Origin of the sequence: Streptomyces sp. NBC_00335, assembly GCF_036127095.1 — a bacterium.
Taxonomy (GTDB): domain Bacteria; phylum Actinomycetota; class Actinomycetes; order Streptomycetales; family Streptomycetaceae; genus Streptomyces.
The window spans coordinates 4,116,093-4,129,620 of record NZ_CP108006.1; the positions used below are offsets into that span (position 1 = coordinate 4,116,093).

Consider the following 13,528-nt stretch of genomic DNA (forward strand, 5'->3'; position numbering starts at 1 on the left):
AGAGAAGCAGGCATCGATCCGAGGCGAGGAGAGCTCTGCGATGAACCAGGTCACCCACCAGGACGCGAAGCACGGCGCGAAGCACGACACGAACCAGGTCACCGTCATCGGACTCGGCCCCATGGGCAGGGCCATGGCCGCCGCGTACCTGGACGCGGGGTACGAGGTCACCGTCTGGAACCGCAGCCCCGGCAAGGACACCGAGCTCGTGGCCCGCGGCGCGCGGCGGGCCGGCGACGCCGCCGAGGCGGTCGCCGCGAGCGGGCTGACCGTGCTCAGCCTCATCGACGTGGACGCCATGTACACGGCCCTGGCCGACGCCGACCTCGACGGCCGGGTCCTGGCCAACCTGTCCTCCGACGTGCCCGACAAGGCCCGGGCGGCCGCCCGCTGGGCGCAGGAGCGCGGGGCCTCGTACCTCACGGGCGGGGTCAACGTCCCGCCCACCGGCATCGGCCGGGAGGGCTCGTCCGTCTTCGTCAGCGGCCCGGAGGAGGTCTACGCGGAGCACCGCGCGGCGCTCGACGTGCTCGCCGCCACGGACTACCGGGGCGCCGACGCCGGGTACGCGCAGCTCTACTACCAGCTCAACATGATCATGTTCTGGACCGCGTACACCGGCTGGTACCAGGCCCTCGCCGTGGCCCGGGCCAACGGCCTGACGGCCGCGGACATCGTGCCGTACGCCGGCTACACCGCCGACACCATGCGCGGCTTCTACGAGGGCTCCGCCCCGCTGATCGACGCGGACGCGCACGAGGGCACGTACGCGCGCCTCGCCATGTGCGCGGCCAGCGTGGAGCACACCCTGCACACCGCGGCCGACTCCGGTGTGGACACCGGGATCCTGACCGCGCACGCCGACCTGTACCGCCGCGGCGTCGCCGCGGGCTTCGGCGCCGACAGCAGCTCGCGGCTGATCCAGCTGCTGGGGGCGGGCGCCTGAGACCGCCTAGCCCGCGGCCACCTCGAACTCGATGGTCTTGCTTCCGCTCTGACCCCAGTCGGTGGTGACGTCGGCCTGCAGCGTGTAGGTGCCGACTTCCCTGAGGCTGTCGTCAAAGTTGAAGAGGGTGATGCTCGGCGGCCGGCAACGGCCGCTGCTGTGGAGCTTGACCACCTCGCCGGCGCGCTTGAGCGTCCACTGCACGTAGCAGCTGGTGTCCAGGCGACCCGTCGCGTCGTAGACCTCGGTGTTGGCGCCGGGCGTGGACCGGGCCCGCCAGACGTTCGGCCCGATCTTGCCGCTCGACCCCATCAGGATGCGAACGGTCAAGGGGCCGGTGTGCTGCGGGGATTGCCGCGCGGCAGGCGCGGAGGGCGGGTTCACCGGCCGCGAGTTCTCGGGCTCGGAAGCGGGCCGCCGCGACGGCGTGGTGCCCTGGTCGGTCCCGGACCGCTCCGTCTCCTGCACGACAGGCGGCACGCGCGTGGCACTGCCGGCGTCGGGCGACACCGAGCCGTTCGGACGCGACGAGGGCTGCAACGAGGCCTGCGCCGGGGGCTGTCCGGACGCCGCGGGCGGCGGGGCGTCCGAGGCCAGCAGCTCCTTGACGGCGACCAGTCCGCCGAGAACGGTGAAGATGAAAACGACGATGACGATGAAAGGGTGATCAGCCAGATTCTTCTGTCCGCCGCTCAACGAGATTCCCTCCCCTAACCCCGCTCTTCGCTGCCGGGGTGACCTCGTGGGCTGCCGACCCTAGCGGCTCCCGGACCACCCCTGCGGGCGAATGCCGACGCCGGCCCGACCGCCGGCCCGACCGCCGGCCCCGCCCGGCGCGCCAACGGCGCGCGAACGACGTCCGGCCGGTCCGGGCTCGCGCCCGGCCGGCCGGTGACGTACTGCGAGACCGGGCCCCGGACGGGGCCCGCTGCCTCCTACTCGGCGTCCGCCTCGCCCGTGCCGCGGTGGCCGAGGCCGGTGCGCGCGGTGGTGGGGATGCGGCCCAGCCGGCCCGCCTGGAAGTCGTCGAACGCCTGCTGCAGCTCGTGCTTGCTGTTCATCACGAACGGCCCGTAGTGCGCCATCGGCTCCCGGATCGGCTGCCCGCCGAGCAGGACGATCTCCAGCGCGGGGGCATTGGAGTCCTGACCCTCGTCGGCCCGCAGGGTCAACGAGCCGCCCTCGCCGAAGACCGCGGTCTGCCCGGTGTGGATGGGCCGCCGGTCCTCGCCGACCGAGCCGCGCCCGGCCAGTACGTACGCCAGGGCGTTGAAGTCCTCGCGCCACGGGAGGGTGATCTGCGCGCCGGGTGCGACCGTCGCGTGGATCATCGTGATCGGGGTGTGGGTGATGCCGGGGCCCTGGTGACCGTCCAGCTCACCGGCGATCACGCGGAGCAGGGCGCCGCCGTCCGGGGTGGAGAGCAGCTGGACCTGGCCGCCGCCGATGTCCTGGTAGCGCGGGGGCATCATCTTGTCGGAGGCGGGGAGGTTCACCCACAGCTGCAGGCCGTGGAACAGCCCGCCGGACACCACGAGCGACTCCGGCGGCGCCTCGATGTGCAGCAGGCCGCTACCGGCTGTCATCCACTGCGTGTCGCCGCCGTTGATGACTCCGCCGCCGCCGTTGCTGTCCTGGTGGACGAAGGTTCCGTCGATCAGGTAGGTGACGGTCTCGAAGCCGCGGTGGGGGTGCCAAGGGGTCCCCTTCGGCTCGCCCGGTGCGTACTCCACCTCACCCATCTGGTCCATCATGATGAACGGGTCGAGGTACTGGTAGTTGATCCCGGCGAACGCACGGCGCACCGGGAATCCCTCACCCTCGAAGCCACCCGGGGCGGTCGTGACGGCCAGCACCTTGCGGGCGGTCGTCTCCTGGGCCGGCTCCCCGACGCGCGGGAGCGTCAACGGGTTCTCCACAGTCACTGCAGGCATGGTCGGAACCTCCTTCTGGCGTCGAGTTTAGTTGAAACCCGAACTTTCTGCCACCCGACAGAACAGCCGGCCCGCCCACGGCATTCCCGGGCCGCTCCACCCCGGCGGCCGGGCCCGGATCCGTCCCGACGGTGGGCCCGCAAAGTGACCTGGGTCACAAGTTGTCACAGGGGTGGATCACGCGGTGTCTTAAGGCCGAACCCCTGAAGCGGAGGAGAGACACCATGGCTGAGAACACTCGGAACACTGCTGTTGTCGTCATCGGTGGCGGATACGCCGGTGTCATGGCGGCCAACCGCCTGACGCAGCGCGCCGACGTGACGGTGACGCTCATCAACCCTCGTTCCACCTTCGTCCACCGGGTCCGCCTGCACCAGCTGGTGGGCGGGTCCGACGCGGCGGTCGTGGAGTACCGGGAGGTGCTGGCCGAGGGCGTCGGCCTGGTCGTCGACTCCGTGACCCTGATCGACGCGGCCGGGCGCAGCGTGCTGCTGGCCTCCGGCGACGCGATCCCTTACGACTACCTCGTCTACGCGGTCGGCAGCGGCAGCGCCGACCTGCTGGTGCCCGGAGCGGCCGAGTTCGCCCACCCGATCGCCACCTTCGAGGACGCGCAGCGGCTGCGCCCGGTCCTCGACGCCTCGCCCTCGACGGCCGCGGTGACGGTGGTCGGGGCCGGTCCGACCGGCATCGAGACCGCCGCCGAACTGGCCGAGCAGGGCCGGGCCGTGACCCTGGTCTGCGGCGGAGTGCTGGGCCCGTACCTCCACGCGCGCGGCCGGCGCTCGGTGGCCGGGCGGCTGGCGGCGCTCGGCGTGACCGTGGTCGAAGGCCCGGACACGAAGGTGACGGCGGTGACCCGCGATGCCGTACGCCTCGCCGACGGCCGCGAGCTGCCCAGCCGGGTCACCATCTGGACCGCCGGATTCAGCGTCCCGGACCTGGCCGCGCGCAGCGGGCTGAGCACCGACGCCCTGGGCCGCCTCCTCACTGACGAGACGCTGACCAGCGTGGACGACGTACGGATCCTGGCGGCGGGTGACTCGGCGGCTCCGTCGGGCCTGCCGCTGCGGATGAGCTGCCAGGCCGCGATGCCGCTGGGAGCGCGGGCCGCGGACACGGTCCTGGCCCGGCTCGGTGACGAGCAGCCCGAGACCCTCAGCCAGTCGTTCGGCGCCCAGTGCATCAGCCTGGGCCGCCGCGCCGGCATCTTCCAGTTCGGCAACCGGTCCGACATCGCGGTGGGGGTCCACATCGACGGCCGCCTGGGCGCGAAGATCAAGGAGACCGTCTGCAAGGTCATCGTCAAGCACCTGGCCGAGGAGGCGCACAAGCCCGGCGGGTACAGCCTGCACAAGGCTTCCGGAGACGCCCGGAGCCGGCGGCTGCTGCAGGCCCGGCCCGTCGACGCTCCGGCCGCCACCGAACGTGCCGCCTAGTGCCGTGACCGGAAAGGCTTGCCGGGGCGCGGCGTCGGGCCACGGCACTAGGGCCTCCGCGTGGGTACGACCCCTCACCGTGCGCGGAACGCCGGAGCGGGCCGGAGGAGGATCCCCCGGCCCGCTCCGCCCCCGTAGTGCTGTCACGTCACTCCGAAATGACCACCGAGTTGATCGGGTGCAGATCCACGGGCACGAACTCGTCGATGGGCATCGAGGTACAGGTGCCCCCGCCCTTCCAGCCGGTACACAGCTTGAACTTCCAGTTCTTGGTCTGGTTGTTCAAGACCCAGTGCCACCCCTCCTGGCCGCTGAGGTTGTAGCTTCCCGCCCGCGAGAAGTGGTGGGTCGGCGCGACTCCCGCCGCCGGCGAGTCCTGCGGCCAGATGCACGCCTCGCCGGAGAGGCACCCGTAGACGGTGCCTTCCGACGCCTGCGCCGGGCTCGCCGCCAGGACCCCCGTACCCAGCGCCATCACCCCCGTGGCCGCCACTGCCGCGAGCTTCGTGCGTAAGGACGTACGTGCCATCACAGTCCCCTTGTCAGTAGGAGCGGGATTCCCCCCGCAGCACTGATGTTCGGGAGTCCCGGCCGCTGCCGCGATCCTTTCGGGTACCGCCGAAACCTGCGCTCGGCGTCCCGGGACAACCACAGGCCCCGGACGGGCGTCCTCATGATCGTTACGTACGGACCGACGCCCACCGCATGACAGGAGCCCGATCAGTGACCACCCCGACGCACGAGGCCGACGGCGCGCAGCCCAGCGCGGAGGCGGCGGACACCGGGCACGGGAACCCGCGGGCCGCGCTCGCCGCGCTGGGCTGGTCCGCCGCCGTCACGGCCGCGGTCGTGGCCGTCGGGTACTCCTCCTACCGGTGGGCGGCCACCGGCCTCCCGCTGGAACCGCTCCCCGGCTCGCCCTGGCCCTACCTCGCCACCTGGGGCGCCCTCTGTCTGGCCTGCTGCCTGCTGCTGCGCTGGTCGACGGGGTTCCAGGGCGTGGACGGCGCCGCCCAGGCGGTCGGCGCCCTGGCCTTCGGGGGCGTCCGCACCTCCCTGGCCCACCGCCCCGACCTCGCCCTCCTGTGGACGTACGGCGCCCTCGCCCTCGCGCTGACCGCGGCGGCCGCGGTCTTCTGGCGGCTCCGCCACCGCTCCTGAAACACGGCGACGCCCGCCCCGGCCGCGTGCTGCGGCGGGACGGGCGTGGCGGGCGCAGGGCCGGGCGACTAGCAGGGGTCGATCTGGGCGACCGTCCCCCAGTTGATGCCGCCGCTCACCGCGTAGTAGGCGCCGTACGTGTGCACGCTCGACCCGTTGGTCAGGATGAACCGCGCACGCGTGCCCGACGTCTGGTTGTTGATCCACGAGCCGTTGGTCGACCACCAAGGGATGGCCCGCACGTCGCTGCACTGCCACATCTTGACGTAGGCCCCGGTGAAGTTCGGCCCCTCCCAGGCACAGAAGTAGGTGTACGGGCAGTCGGCCGCCGCCGACGCCTCGGCCGGCGATGCCGCCAGGACCCCCGTGCCCAGCGCCATCACCCCCGTGGCCGCCACTGCCGCGAGCTTCGTGCGTAAGGACGTACGTGCCATCACAGTCCCCTTGTCAGTAGGAGCGGGATTCCCCCCGCAGCACCGATGTTCGGGAGTCCCGGCCGCCGCCGCGATCCTTTCGGGCAGCGCCGAAACCTGCGCTCAGCCGCCGCTGTGGAGGAGGTCCACGCCCAGGGCCGTCGCCGAGTGCAGGACCGCCTTGCCGTCCCGTGCCGTGGTGATCAGGCCCGCCGCGCGCAGGGTGCGGGTGTGCTCCGAGACCGACGGGAGGCTGATGTCGAGGTCGCGGGCCAGCTCGGAGGTGGTCCGCTGCTGGATCAGCAGCTGGAGCACGGCCGCACGGGTCCGCCCCAGCAGCGCGTCCAGTGCGCCTTCCGCCCGGTCCGGGGAGACCAGCGGCAGGGGGGTCAGCGCCGGGTAGAGGAGTACGTACGTCCCGTCCGGGTGGTCGTCCAGCAGCGGCCGGCCCGTCCAGAACGGCGAGGGCATGAGGACGAGTCCCCGCCCGCCGAGCCGGACCTCGTAGTCCGGCGGCCGGCCCACCTCGAAGACCAGGCCCGACCAGTCGGCCGCCGGGTGCGTGCTCGCCAGGCAGGCCTTGATCCCGTGCGCGGCCAGCAGCCGGGTCCGCCAGGCCACGTCCGCCTGGAAGGACTGCCGGATGCGCGGCCAGTGCGGGGCTATCAGGACGTCGTACGCGGAGCGGATCGCGGAGTCGAGCTGGTCCCAGGCCTCCCGGTCCTGCCCCCACAGGGCGCGCAGCCAGGACGGGGACCCGGGCGCCCGTACGGCGGCGCGGGCCAGCCCCTGCGGCGTGAGGAAGGGGACCCGGTCCCGGATGACGGTGAGGCCCTCCTCCAGGCTGCGCGCGTACGGCTCCACGAAGTGCGGGTTGTCGCCGTCGGGGCGCAGGAGGTCGAACAGCGGCCGCACCCGGCCCGGCAGCTCCCGCGCGGCGAGGCTCCGCCAACGTCCGAAAACCGCCTGCTGGTCCGTACGCTGCGCGGCCACCAGCGCGAGGGCCAGCTCCACCAGGGGCAGGGGCTCGCTCGCGAAGGTGACGTTGAGCAGGTCCTCGGCCTCGAAGTGCACGCGCAGCATGTGAGCCCCCCGGCCGTGTGTGCCTGCCTAGCCGTACATGCGGCGCATGGCGAAGTCGACCATCTGCTCGACCGCCTTCGCGTCGAAGACCATCCGGTGGTCGCCCTCCATGTCGAGGACGAAGCCGTAGCCGGTGGGCAGCAGGTCGATCACCTCGGCGCCGGTGATCACGAAGTACTTGGACTCCTTGCCGGCGTACCGGCGCAGCTCCTTGAGCGTGGTGAACATCGGGATGACCGGCTGCTGGGTGTTGTGCAGCGCGAGGAATCCCGGGGTGTCGCCGCGCGGGCAGTAGACCTTCGAGGAGGCGAAGATCTGCTGGAAGTCCTCGGCGGACAGCGACCCGGTCGTGAAGGCGCGTACCGCGTCCGCGAGGGAGGGCGGCGAGGGCTCGGGGTACAGCGGCTGCTGAGGCTGCTGCTGCGCGTAGCCCTGCTGGGGCTGGGCGTAGCCGCCCTGCTGCCCCGCGCTCACGTTCTGGTCATAGCCGTACATGGCCCGAAGCCTACCGAGGGCGTGGCCCGCCGGGACGACGAGTTCCGGTCAGTGGGACTTCAGCCCCGTAACGAAGCCCGCCCAGGCGGTGGCTCCGATCATGAGGACGGGGCCGCCCTGCACCTTGGAGTCCCGGACGGGGACGAGTCCGGTGAGCCCGTCAGCGACCTCGACGCAGTTACCGCCGTCGCCGTTGCTGTAGCTGCTCTTGCGCCAGTTGGCCGTACGCAAGTCAGCGTTGGTGCTTGCCATTTCGGTAGTCCTCAGCCGCATCCTCGATCATCGCGAGGGACGCCTCCGGCGGCAGTGCGGCGGCCCTGAGCCGATCGTATGCCTTGCGGTAGTGCTTCACGAGGGCCGGATCGTCGACCGTCTGGCCGTGATACGGCCCCTCCGTGTACATCAGCGGCGGCTCGTCATCGAATTCCATGAACATGAGCGACAGCTCCATGAAGGGCCGGGTCGGCGCGTTCCACAGAAGGATCTGTGGAACGATGCGCCTTCGCCTCGCCAGGGCAGCGATCTGGTCCAGCTGCTCGGCCATCTCGGCTGGCGGGAGAAGCGGATTCCGCACCAGCGACTCGTGCAGGACAGCCCAGTACTCCGGCCTCTTCGGTTCGTCGAAGAGCTTGGACCGTCGCAAGCGCATGCTGATCTTCGCGTCCACTTCCTCCGGGAGGTCCAACGGATGGGTGGCGTGAATGACCGCGCGAGCGTACGCCTCGGTCTGGAGCAGCCCCGGAATGAGCGCGTTGCACCACTCCTCAATCGTCTGCGCCCGCAGCTCGGCTTCCGCTACCGGTGCGAAATACCCGGCGTGCGCACCCTGCTTCGCGTTACGAACGTCCTCGCAGCAGCGCGCGAAGAAGCCGTCCGTCCGCAGCACCTGATCAACATGCTGCGCCAGATCCACCGGCATGCGTCGCTGACCGCGCTCGATCTCGCTCAAGTAACTGGCCCCGTAGAAGCTGCCGTCGACGGTCTGCTGAAGCGTGAGCCCCGCCGCCTCCCGGCGCCAGCGCAACTCCTTGCCGTAGAACGCCGGGACGCTCGCCGAGCCGTCAATGTCCTTGCTCGTACCCACCGTCAGAGCCTGCTTTCCACACTTCGCGCTGTGGACGGAAATCCCTTCCCAAGCTACGCCGGACCACGCCAGCCTGTGAGCAGTTCGTCACTCCCCGCTGCGAAAGGCCGGCTCCGCCATGAGCGACCACCCCCACGACCACGAGGCGACCCAGGCCCTGGACAACCTCCGCTCCGCACTCGCGGGACACGGGATCGTCCTCCCCTCCCTCGACCTCCACCTCCTCTCCTACGCCGGGCGGTACGCGAGTCCACCCCTCATCGCCCTCGGCAACTGCAACCCGGCCACGGCCCAGCGCCTGGCCGAAGCACTGGCGGGCCGGTGAACAGCGACCTCACGCTCCGCCTCCTGGTCACCCCCGGCGCCATCCCCCTGGCCCGCCACGCAGTGCGGGAGCACCTGGGGAGCCACACCGCCGAGCTCTGCGTCAGCGAGCTCCTCACCAACGCCCTCGCCCACCTGGGCCACGGCACGCCCGTCACGCTGCGGATCACCGGAAGGGCAGCCCGTACGCGGGTCGAGCTCACCGACAGCCACCCGCACGCATGGCCCGTACGGCGGGAGGCCACGGGAGACGACGAATCCGGCCGCGGCCTGGCCCTGCTCGATGCGCTGGCGCTGCAGTGGGGGGTCGTCCAGGGGCCCGGGAGCAAGACCGTCTGGTGCGAGCTCGAACTTGACCCTGGTCACAGTCGCCACGGAAGGGTTGCCCTTATTACCGGCGGGTAGCATCATTACGTTACCGATTGGTATGCACGAGGAACCACTCTCACCGAGCCTTAACGGAGCCGTCGCCATGGGGCACTACAAGTCGAATCTCCGCGACATCGAGTTCAACCTCTTCGAGGTACTCGGCCGCGACAACGTGTACGGCACTGGCCCGTTCGGTGAGATGGACACCGAGACCGCCAAGACGATCCTCAGCGAGATCGCCAAGCTCTCCGAGAACGAGCTGGCCGCCTCCTTCGAGGACGCCGACCGCAACCCGCCGGTCTTCGACCCGGCGACGAACACCGCGCCCGTCCCGGCGTCCTTCAAGAAGAGCTACAAGGCCTTCATGGACTCCGAGTACTGGCGCCTGGGCCTGCCCGAGGAGATCGGCGGCACCACCTCGCCCCGCTCCCTGATCTGGGCCTTCGCCGAGACGATCCTGGGTGCGAACCCGGCCGTGTGGATGTACTCCTCCGGCCCGGCGTTCGCCGGCGTCCTCTTCGAAGAGGGCAACGAGGTCCAGAAGAAGATCGCCGCGCTCGCCGTCGAGAAGCGCTGGGGCTCCACCATGGTCCTCACCGAGCCGGACGCCGGCTCGGACGTCGGCGCCGGCCGCACCAAGGCCGTGCAGCAGGACGACGGCTCCTGGCACATCGAGGGCGTCAAGCGCTTCATCACGTCCGGCGAGCACGACATGGAGGAGAACATCCTCCACTACGTCCTCGCGCGCCCCGAGGGCCACGGCCCGGGCACCAAGGGCCTGTCCCTCTTCCTGGTCCCGAAGTTCCACTTCGACTGGGAGACCGGCGAGCTGGGCGAGCGCAACGGCGTCTACGCGACGAACGTCGAGCACAAGATGGGCCTCAAGGCCTCCAACACGTGCGAGATGACCTTCGGCGACCAGCACCCCGCCAAGGGCTGGCTGATCGGTGACAAGCACGACGGCATCCGCCAGATGTTCATGATCATCGAGTTCGCCCGGATGATGGTCGGCACGAAGGCCATCGCGACCCTGTCGACCGGCTACCTGAACGCGCTGGAGTACGCCAAGGAGCGCGTGCAGGGTCCGGACCTGGCCGAGTTCATGGACAAGGCGGCCCCCAAGGTCACCATCACGCACCACCCCGACGTGCGCCGCTCGCTCATGACGCAGAAGGCGTACGCCGAGGGCATGCGCGCCCTGGTGCTGTACACCGCCTCGATCCAGGACGAGATCCAGCTCAAGCAGGCCGCCGGTGAGGACACCGCGTCCCTGGTCGGGCTGAACGACCTGCTCCTGCCGATCGTGAAGGGCTACGGCTCCGAGAAGTCCTACGAGCAGCTCGCACAGTCGCTCCAGACCTTCGGCGGCTCGGGCTACCTGCAGGAATACCCGATCGAGCAGTACATCCGCGACGCCAAGATCGACACCCTCTACGAGGGCACCACGGCCATCCAGGGCCAGGACTTCTTCTTCCGGAAGATCGTCCGCGACCAGGGCGCGGCCCTGAACGTCCTCTCCGAGACGTTCAAGAAGTTCCTGGCCGAGGGCCCCGGCGGCGAGGACCTCGCCCCGGCCCGCGACGCGCTCGCCAAGGCGGCCGTCGACCTGGAGGCCATCGTCGGCCAGATGATCGTGGACCTCACCGCCACCGGCGAGGACGTCAAGAACATCTACAAGGTCGGCCAGAACACCACCCGCCTGCTGATGGCGTCCGGTGACGTGGTCGTCGGCTACCTGCTCCTCAAGGGCGCGGCCGTGGCCGCCGAGAAGCTGCCGACCGCCTCCGCCAAGGACGTGCCGTTCTACACCGGCAAGATCGCGGCGGCGAAGTTCTTCGCCTCCCAGATCCTGCCCGGCGTCTCGGTGGCCCGCGCGCTCGCCGAGTCCGTCGACAACACCCTGATGGAGCTCGACGAGGCCGCCTTCTAGGCCCGGTCCCCTCCTCCCCAGCTGTACGCGGTGTACGTACGCGCAGTCGGCCGGGTCCTCCGCACGGGGGCCCGGCCGTCGGCGTGCGCGCGGTCGGCATCGGACACCCGGCGCGCAGCCCCGTACCGCCTGTGGGCTGCGGGGTTCCCGGGATGTCGGTGGTTCGTGGGACGCTCGTGGGTATGAGTCCACAGGAGCAGCAGCGCGGCAGCAGGGGGTACTCGGTCCCGACCGGGCGGCCCTATGCCCTCAAAGAGCTGCAGTCCGCCGTGGGCAGCCTCGGAGACCACCTCAAGGAGCTCTACGAGGGCGCCCACCCCACCGAGTACGAATCGGTGGCCGACGCCCTCTACACCGCCTTCCAGACCGCCGCCGGGCTCGCGCCCGCCAAGAGCTACACCGGCTGTCCGGAACACCCCAACGGCGCGCTGGACCCCGAAGCGCCCGAGGGCTGGGGGCGCTGCCTGATCTGCAACGACCGGCGCCGCCTCGGACTGCGCGCCCAGGGCGCCCGCGCCGCGTCCGCCGCCACCCCGCCCGCCGGGGAGCAGCGCAGGCTCGGCTATCCCGTGCCCGAGCCCCCGTACACGCTCCAGGCGCTGCAGACCCGCCTGCGCACGGTCGAGGAGCGGCGCTTCCACCTGAGCCTGTCCTCGCCCCCCGACGACTTCGTCGCGATGGCCGACGACCTGCACCGCGCCTTCATCGTGGCCCGCGAACTGTCGCGGCCGCGCAACGCCTCGGGCTGCTCCGAGCACCCCGGCGCACCCATCGACCCCGACGCCCCTCCCGGTGAGGCCTGTATCTTCTGCGCCGGACGCAAGAGGCGCGCGCAGCGCTCCGCGCAGACCCCGGAAATGCTCCCGCGCATCCGCCGGGGCGAGCGCAGACAGTTGCAGCGCCGCTTCGACCGTCCGCCGGGCTGACAAGCACCGGGAGCCCGGGACACACCCCCCGCGGCCCTTCCTCCGGCTATCCGCCGCAGTCCGGCCATGACGAACACGACCGTCGTTAAGGTGAACTACATGAGCTCTCCCGCCGCCCGCTTCGACCGCGGCCACACCGACGACCTGATGACCTTCCTGGCGGCGAGTCCGTCCCAGTACCACGCCGTGGCCAACGCGGCCGAGCGGCTGGAGAAGGCCGGATTCAGGCAGTTGGCCGAGACCGACGCTTGGGACGCGAGCACGGGAGGCAAGTACGTACTGCGCGGCGGCGCGATCATCGCCTGGTACGTGCCCGAAGGCGCCGCCGCGCACACCCCGTTCCGGATCATCGGCGCGCACACCGACTCCCCCAACCTGCGGGTCAAGCCGCTGCCCGACACCGGCGCCCAGGGCTGGCGGCAGATCGCCGTGGAGATCTACGGCGGCACCCTGCTCAACACCTGGCTCGACCGCGACCTGGGCCTGGCCGGACGCCTCACGCTGCTGGACGGCACCGAACGGCTCGTCAACATCGACCGTGCGCTGATGCGCGTGCCCCAACTCGCCGTGCACCTGGACCGGTCGGTGAACACCGACGGGCTCAAGCTCGACAAGCAGCGGCACATGCAGCCGATCTGGGGCCTCGGCGACGTCCACGAAGGCGACTTGATCGCCTTCCTGGAGGACGAGGAGGGCCTGGAGCGCGGCTCCGTGGCCGGCTGGGACCTGATGGTCCATTCGATCGAGCCCCCGGCCTACCTGGGCCGCGACCGCGAGCTCCTCGCGGGCCCGCGCATGGACAACCTGCTCTCCGTCCACGCGGGCGTCGCGGCCCTCGCCGCGGCCTCCACCTCGGGCAAGCTCGACCACATCCCCGTCCTGGCCGCCTTCGACCACGAGGAGAACGGCTCACAGTCGGACACCGGCGCGGACGGACCCCTGCTGGGCAACGTGCTGGAACGTTCGGTCTTCTCGCGCGGCGGCTCCTACGAGGACCGCGCGCGGGCCTTCGCCGGCGCGATCTGCCTCTCCTCGGACACCGGCCACGCCGTGCACCCCAACTACGCGGAGCGGCACGACCCCTCGCACCACCCGCGCGCCAACGGCGGCCCGATCCTCAAGGTCAACGTCAACCAGCGCTACGCGACCGACGGCAGCGGCCGCGCGGTGTTCGTGAACGCCTGCGAGCGCGCCGGCGTCCCGTGGCAGACCTTCGTCTCCAACAACTCGATGCCGTGCGGCACGACGATCGGCCCGATCACCGCCGCCCGCCACGGCATCCAGACGGTCGACATCGGCGTGGCCATCCTGTCGATGCACAGCGCGCGCGAACTGTGCGGCGCGGACGACCCGTACCTCCTGGCCAACGTGATGCTGGCGTTCCTGGGGAACTGAGACCGCGTCATCACCGCGTCGTGACCGTG

General features: G+C 71.0%; 16 protein-coding genes. 8 read left to right on the top strand and 8 right to left on the bottom strand.

Annotated elements, in window-relative coordinates:
• Positions 1–40: 40 nt before the first annotated feature.
• Positions 41–946 carry an NAD(P)-dependent oxidoreductase gene (locus tag OHA37_RS18405; protein WP_266906591.1) on the top strand — a complete coding sequence of 302 codons (906 nt, stop codon included), beginning with the start codon at positions 41–43 and terminating at the stop codon, positions 944–946.
• A gap of 6 nt (positions 947–952) precedes the next feature.
• Here the strand turns inward: OHA37_RS18405 and OHA37_RS18410 are convergent, their stop codons facing one another.
• Both OHA37_RS18410 and OHA37_RS18415 read right to left on the bottom strand, forming a co-directional pair.
• Positions 953–1,642 carry a hypothetical protein gene (locus tag OHA37_RS18410; RefSeq protein WP_266906593.1) on the bottom strand — a complete coding sequence of 230 codons (690 nt, stop codon included), beginning with the start codon at positions 1,640–1,642 and terminating at the stop codon, positions 953–955.
• Positions 1,643–1,881: 239 nt separating this feature from the next.
• On the bottom strand, positions 1,882–2,880 hold the full coding sequence (locus OHA37_RS18415; protein ID WP_266906595.1) for a pirin family protein: 999 nt from the start codon (positions 2,878–2,880) through the stop codon (positions 1,882–1,884).
• Between the two features lie 224 nt (positions 2,881–3,104).
• Between OHA37_RS18415 and OHA37_RS18420 the strand changes: the two genes are divergently transcribed.
• The gene (locus OHA37_RS18420) at positions 3,105–4,319 is read left to right on the top strand and encodes an NAD(P)/FAD-dependent oxidoreductase (RefSeq protein WP_266906597.1); all 1,215 of its coding nucleotides are present in this window, start codon (positions 3,105–3,107) and stop codon (positions 4,317–4,319) included.
• Positions 4,320–4,467: 148 nt separating this feature from the next.
• Here the strand turns inward: OHA37_RS18420 and OHA37_RS18425 are convergent, their stop codons facing one another.
• Positions 4,468–4,848: a hypothetical protein gene (locus OHA37_RS18425; RefSeq protein WP_266906599.1), complete on the bottom strand. Its 381-nt coding sequence runs from the start codon at positions 4,846–4,848 to the stop codon at positions 4,468–4,470.
• A 194-nt stretch (positions 4,849–5,042) separates the two neighbouring features.
• Between OHA37_RS18425 and OHA37_RS18430 the strand changes: the two genes are divergently transcribed.
• The gene (locus OHA37_RS18430; RefSeq protein WP_266906601.1) at positions 5,043–5,480 is read left to right on the top strand and encodes a hypothetical protein; all 438 of its coding nucleotides are present in this window, start codon (positions 5,043–5,045) and stop codon (positions 5,478–5,480) included.
• 68 nt (positions 5,481–5,548) lie between these two features.
• On the opposite strand, the gene OHA37_RS18435 is transcribed toward OHA37_RS18430, so the two are convergent.
• The 5 genes from OHA37_RS18435 to OHA37_RS18455 all read right to left on the bottom strand — a co-directional run bounded on the left by OHA37_RS18435 (position 5,549) and on the right by OHA37_RS18455 (position 8,555).
• Positions 5,549–5,914 (bottom strand): peptidase inhibitor family I36 protein, encoded by a 366-nt coding sequence (locus OHA37_RS18435; protein WP_266906603.1) that lies wholly within the window; start codon positions 5,912–5,914, stop codon positions 5,549–5,551.
• Positions 5,915–6,016: 102 nt separating this feature from the next.
• Positions 6,017–6,976 (bottom strand): ArsR/SmtB family transcription factor, encoded by a 960-nt coding sequence (locus tag OHA37_RS18440; RefSeq protein WP_266906605.1) that lies wholly within the window; start codon positions 6,974–6,976, stop codon positions 6,017–6,019.
• 27 nt (positions 6,977–7,003) lie between these two features.
• Positions 7,004–7,471, bottom strand: a complete 468-nt coding sequence (locus OHA37_RS18445; protein WP_243330916.1) for an SseB family protein — start codon at positions 7,469–7,471, stop codon at positions 7,004–7,006.
• Positions 7,472–7,519: 48 nt separating this feature from the next.
• On the bottom strand, positions 7,520–7,723 hold the full coding sequence (locus OHA37_RS18450; protein WP_266906611.1) for a DUF397 domain-containing protein: 204 nt from the start codon (positions 7,721–7,723) through the stop codon (positions 7,520–7,522).
• Positions 7,704–8,555, bottom strand: coding sequence for a helix-turn-helix domain-containing protein (locus tag OHA37_RS18455; protein WP_266906613.1), 852 nt, complete (start codon positions 8,553–8,555; stop codon positions 7,704–7,706). The genes OHA37_RS18450 and OHA37_RS18455 overlap by 20 nt, the downstream gene beginning before the upstream one ends.
• 118 nt (positions 8,556–8,673) lie before the next feature.
• On the opposite strand from OHA37_RS18455, the gene OHA37_RS18460 reads away from it, so the two are divergent.
• The 5 genes from OHA37_RS18460 to OHA37_RS18480 all read left to right on the top strand — a co-directional run bounded on the left by OHA37_RS18460 (position 8,674) and on the right by OHA37_RS18480 (position 13,499).
• Positions 8,674–8,880, top strand: coding sequence for a hypothetical protein (locus tag OHA37_RS18460; RefSeq protein ID WP_266906615.1), 207 nt, complete (start codon positions 8,674–8,676; stop codon positions 8,878–8,880).
• Positions 8,877–9,284, top strand: coding sequence for an ATP-binding protein (locus OHA37_RS18465; protein ID WP_266906617.1), 408 nt, complete (start codon positions 8,877–8,879; stop codon positions 9,282–9,284). Before OHA37_RS18460 ends, OHA37_RS18465 begins: the two co-directional genes overlap by 4 nt.
• A gap of 67 nt (positions 9,285–9,351) precedes the next feature.
• Positions 9,352–11,178 carry an acyl-CoA dehydrogenase gene (locus OHA37_RS18470; protein ID WP_266906619.1) on the top strand — a complete coding sequence of 609 codons (1,827 nt, stop codon included), beginning with the start codon at positions 9,352–9,354 and terminating at the stop codon, positions 11,176–11,178.
• Between the two features lie 182 nt (positions 11,179–11,360).
• Positions 11,361–12,104 (top strand): hypothetical protein, encoded by a 744-nt coding sequence (locus OHA37_RS18475; protein ID WP_266906621.1) that lies wholly within the window; start codon positions 11,361–11,363, stop codon positions 12,102–12,104.
• A 99-nt stretch (positions 12,105–12,203) separates the two neighbouring features.
• Complete coding sequence (locus OHA37_RS18480) at positions 12,204–13,499, top strand: M18 family aminopeptidase (protein WP_266906623.1); 1,296 nt, start codon at positions 12,204–12,206, stop codon at positions 13,497–13,499.
• Positions 13,500–13,528 lie beyond the last annotated feature (29 nt).

Coding starts and splice junctions, on each gene's coding strand:
- OHA37_RS18420 (WP_266906597.1), top strand. CDS start 3,105: ATGGCTGAGAACACTCGGAACACTGCTGTTGTCGTCATCGGTGGCGGA.
- OHA37_RS18470 (WP_266906619.1), top strand. CDS start 9,352: ATGGGGCACTACAAGTCGAATCTCCGCGACATCGAGTTCAACCTCTTC.
- OHA37_RS18475 (WP_266906621.1), top strand. CDS start 11,361: ATGAGTCCACAGGAGCAGCAGCGCGGCAGCAGGGGGTACTCGGTCCCG.
- OHA37_RS18445 (WP_243330916.1), bottom strand. CDS start 7,471: ATGTACGGCTATGACCAGAACGTGAGCGCGGGGCAGCAGGGCGGCTAC.
- OHA37_RS18425 (WP_266906599.1), bottom strand. CDS start 4,848: ATGGCACGTACGTCCTTACGCACGAAGCTCGCGGCAGTGGCGGCCACG.
- OHA37_RS18440 (WP_266906605.1), bottom strand. CDS start 6,976: ATGCTGCGCGTGCACTTCGAGGCCGAGGACCTGCTCAACGTCACCTTC.
- OHA37_RS18480 (WP_266906623.1), top strand. CDS start 12,204: ATGAGCTCTCCCGCCGCCCGCTTCGACCGCGGCCACACCGACGACCTG.
- OHA37_RS18415 (WP_266906595.1), bottom strand. CDS start 2,880: ATGCCTGCAGTGACTGTGGAGAACCCGTTGACGCTCCCGCGCGTCGGG.
- OHA37_RS18450 (WP_266906611.1), bottom strand. CDS start 7,723: ATGGCAAGCACCAACGCTGACTTGCGTACGGCCAACTGGCGCAAGAGC.
- OHA37_RS18405 (WP_266906591.1), top strand. CDS start 41: ATGAACCAGGTCACCCACCAGGACGCGAAGCACGGCGCGAAGCACGAC.
- OHA37_RS18435 (WP_266906603.1), bottom strand. CDS start 5,914: ATGGCACGTACGTCCTTACGCACGAAGCTCGCGGCAGTGGCGGCCACG.
- OHA37_RS18460 (WP_266906615.1), top strand. CDS start 8,674: ATGAGCGACCACCCCCACGACCACGAGGCGACCCAGGCCCTGGACAAC.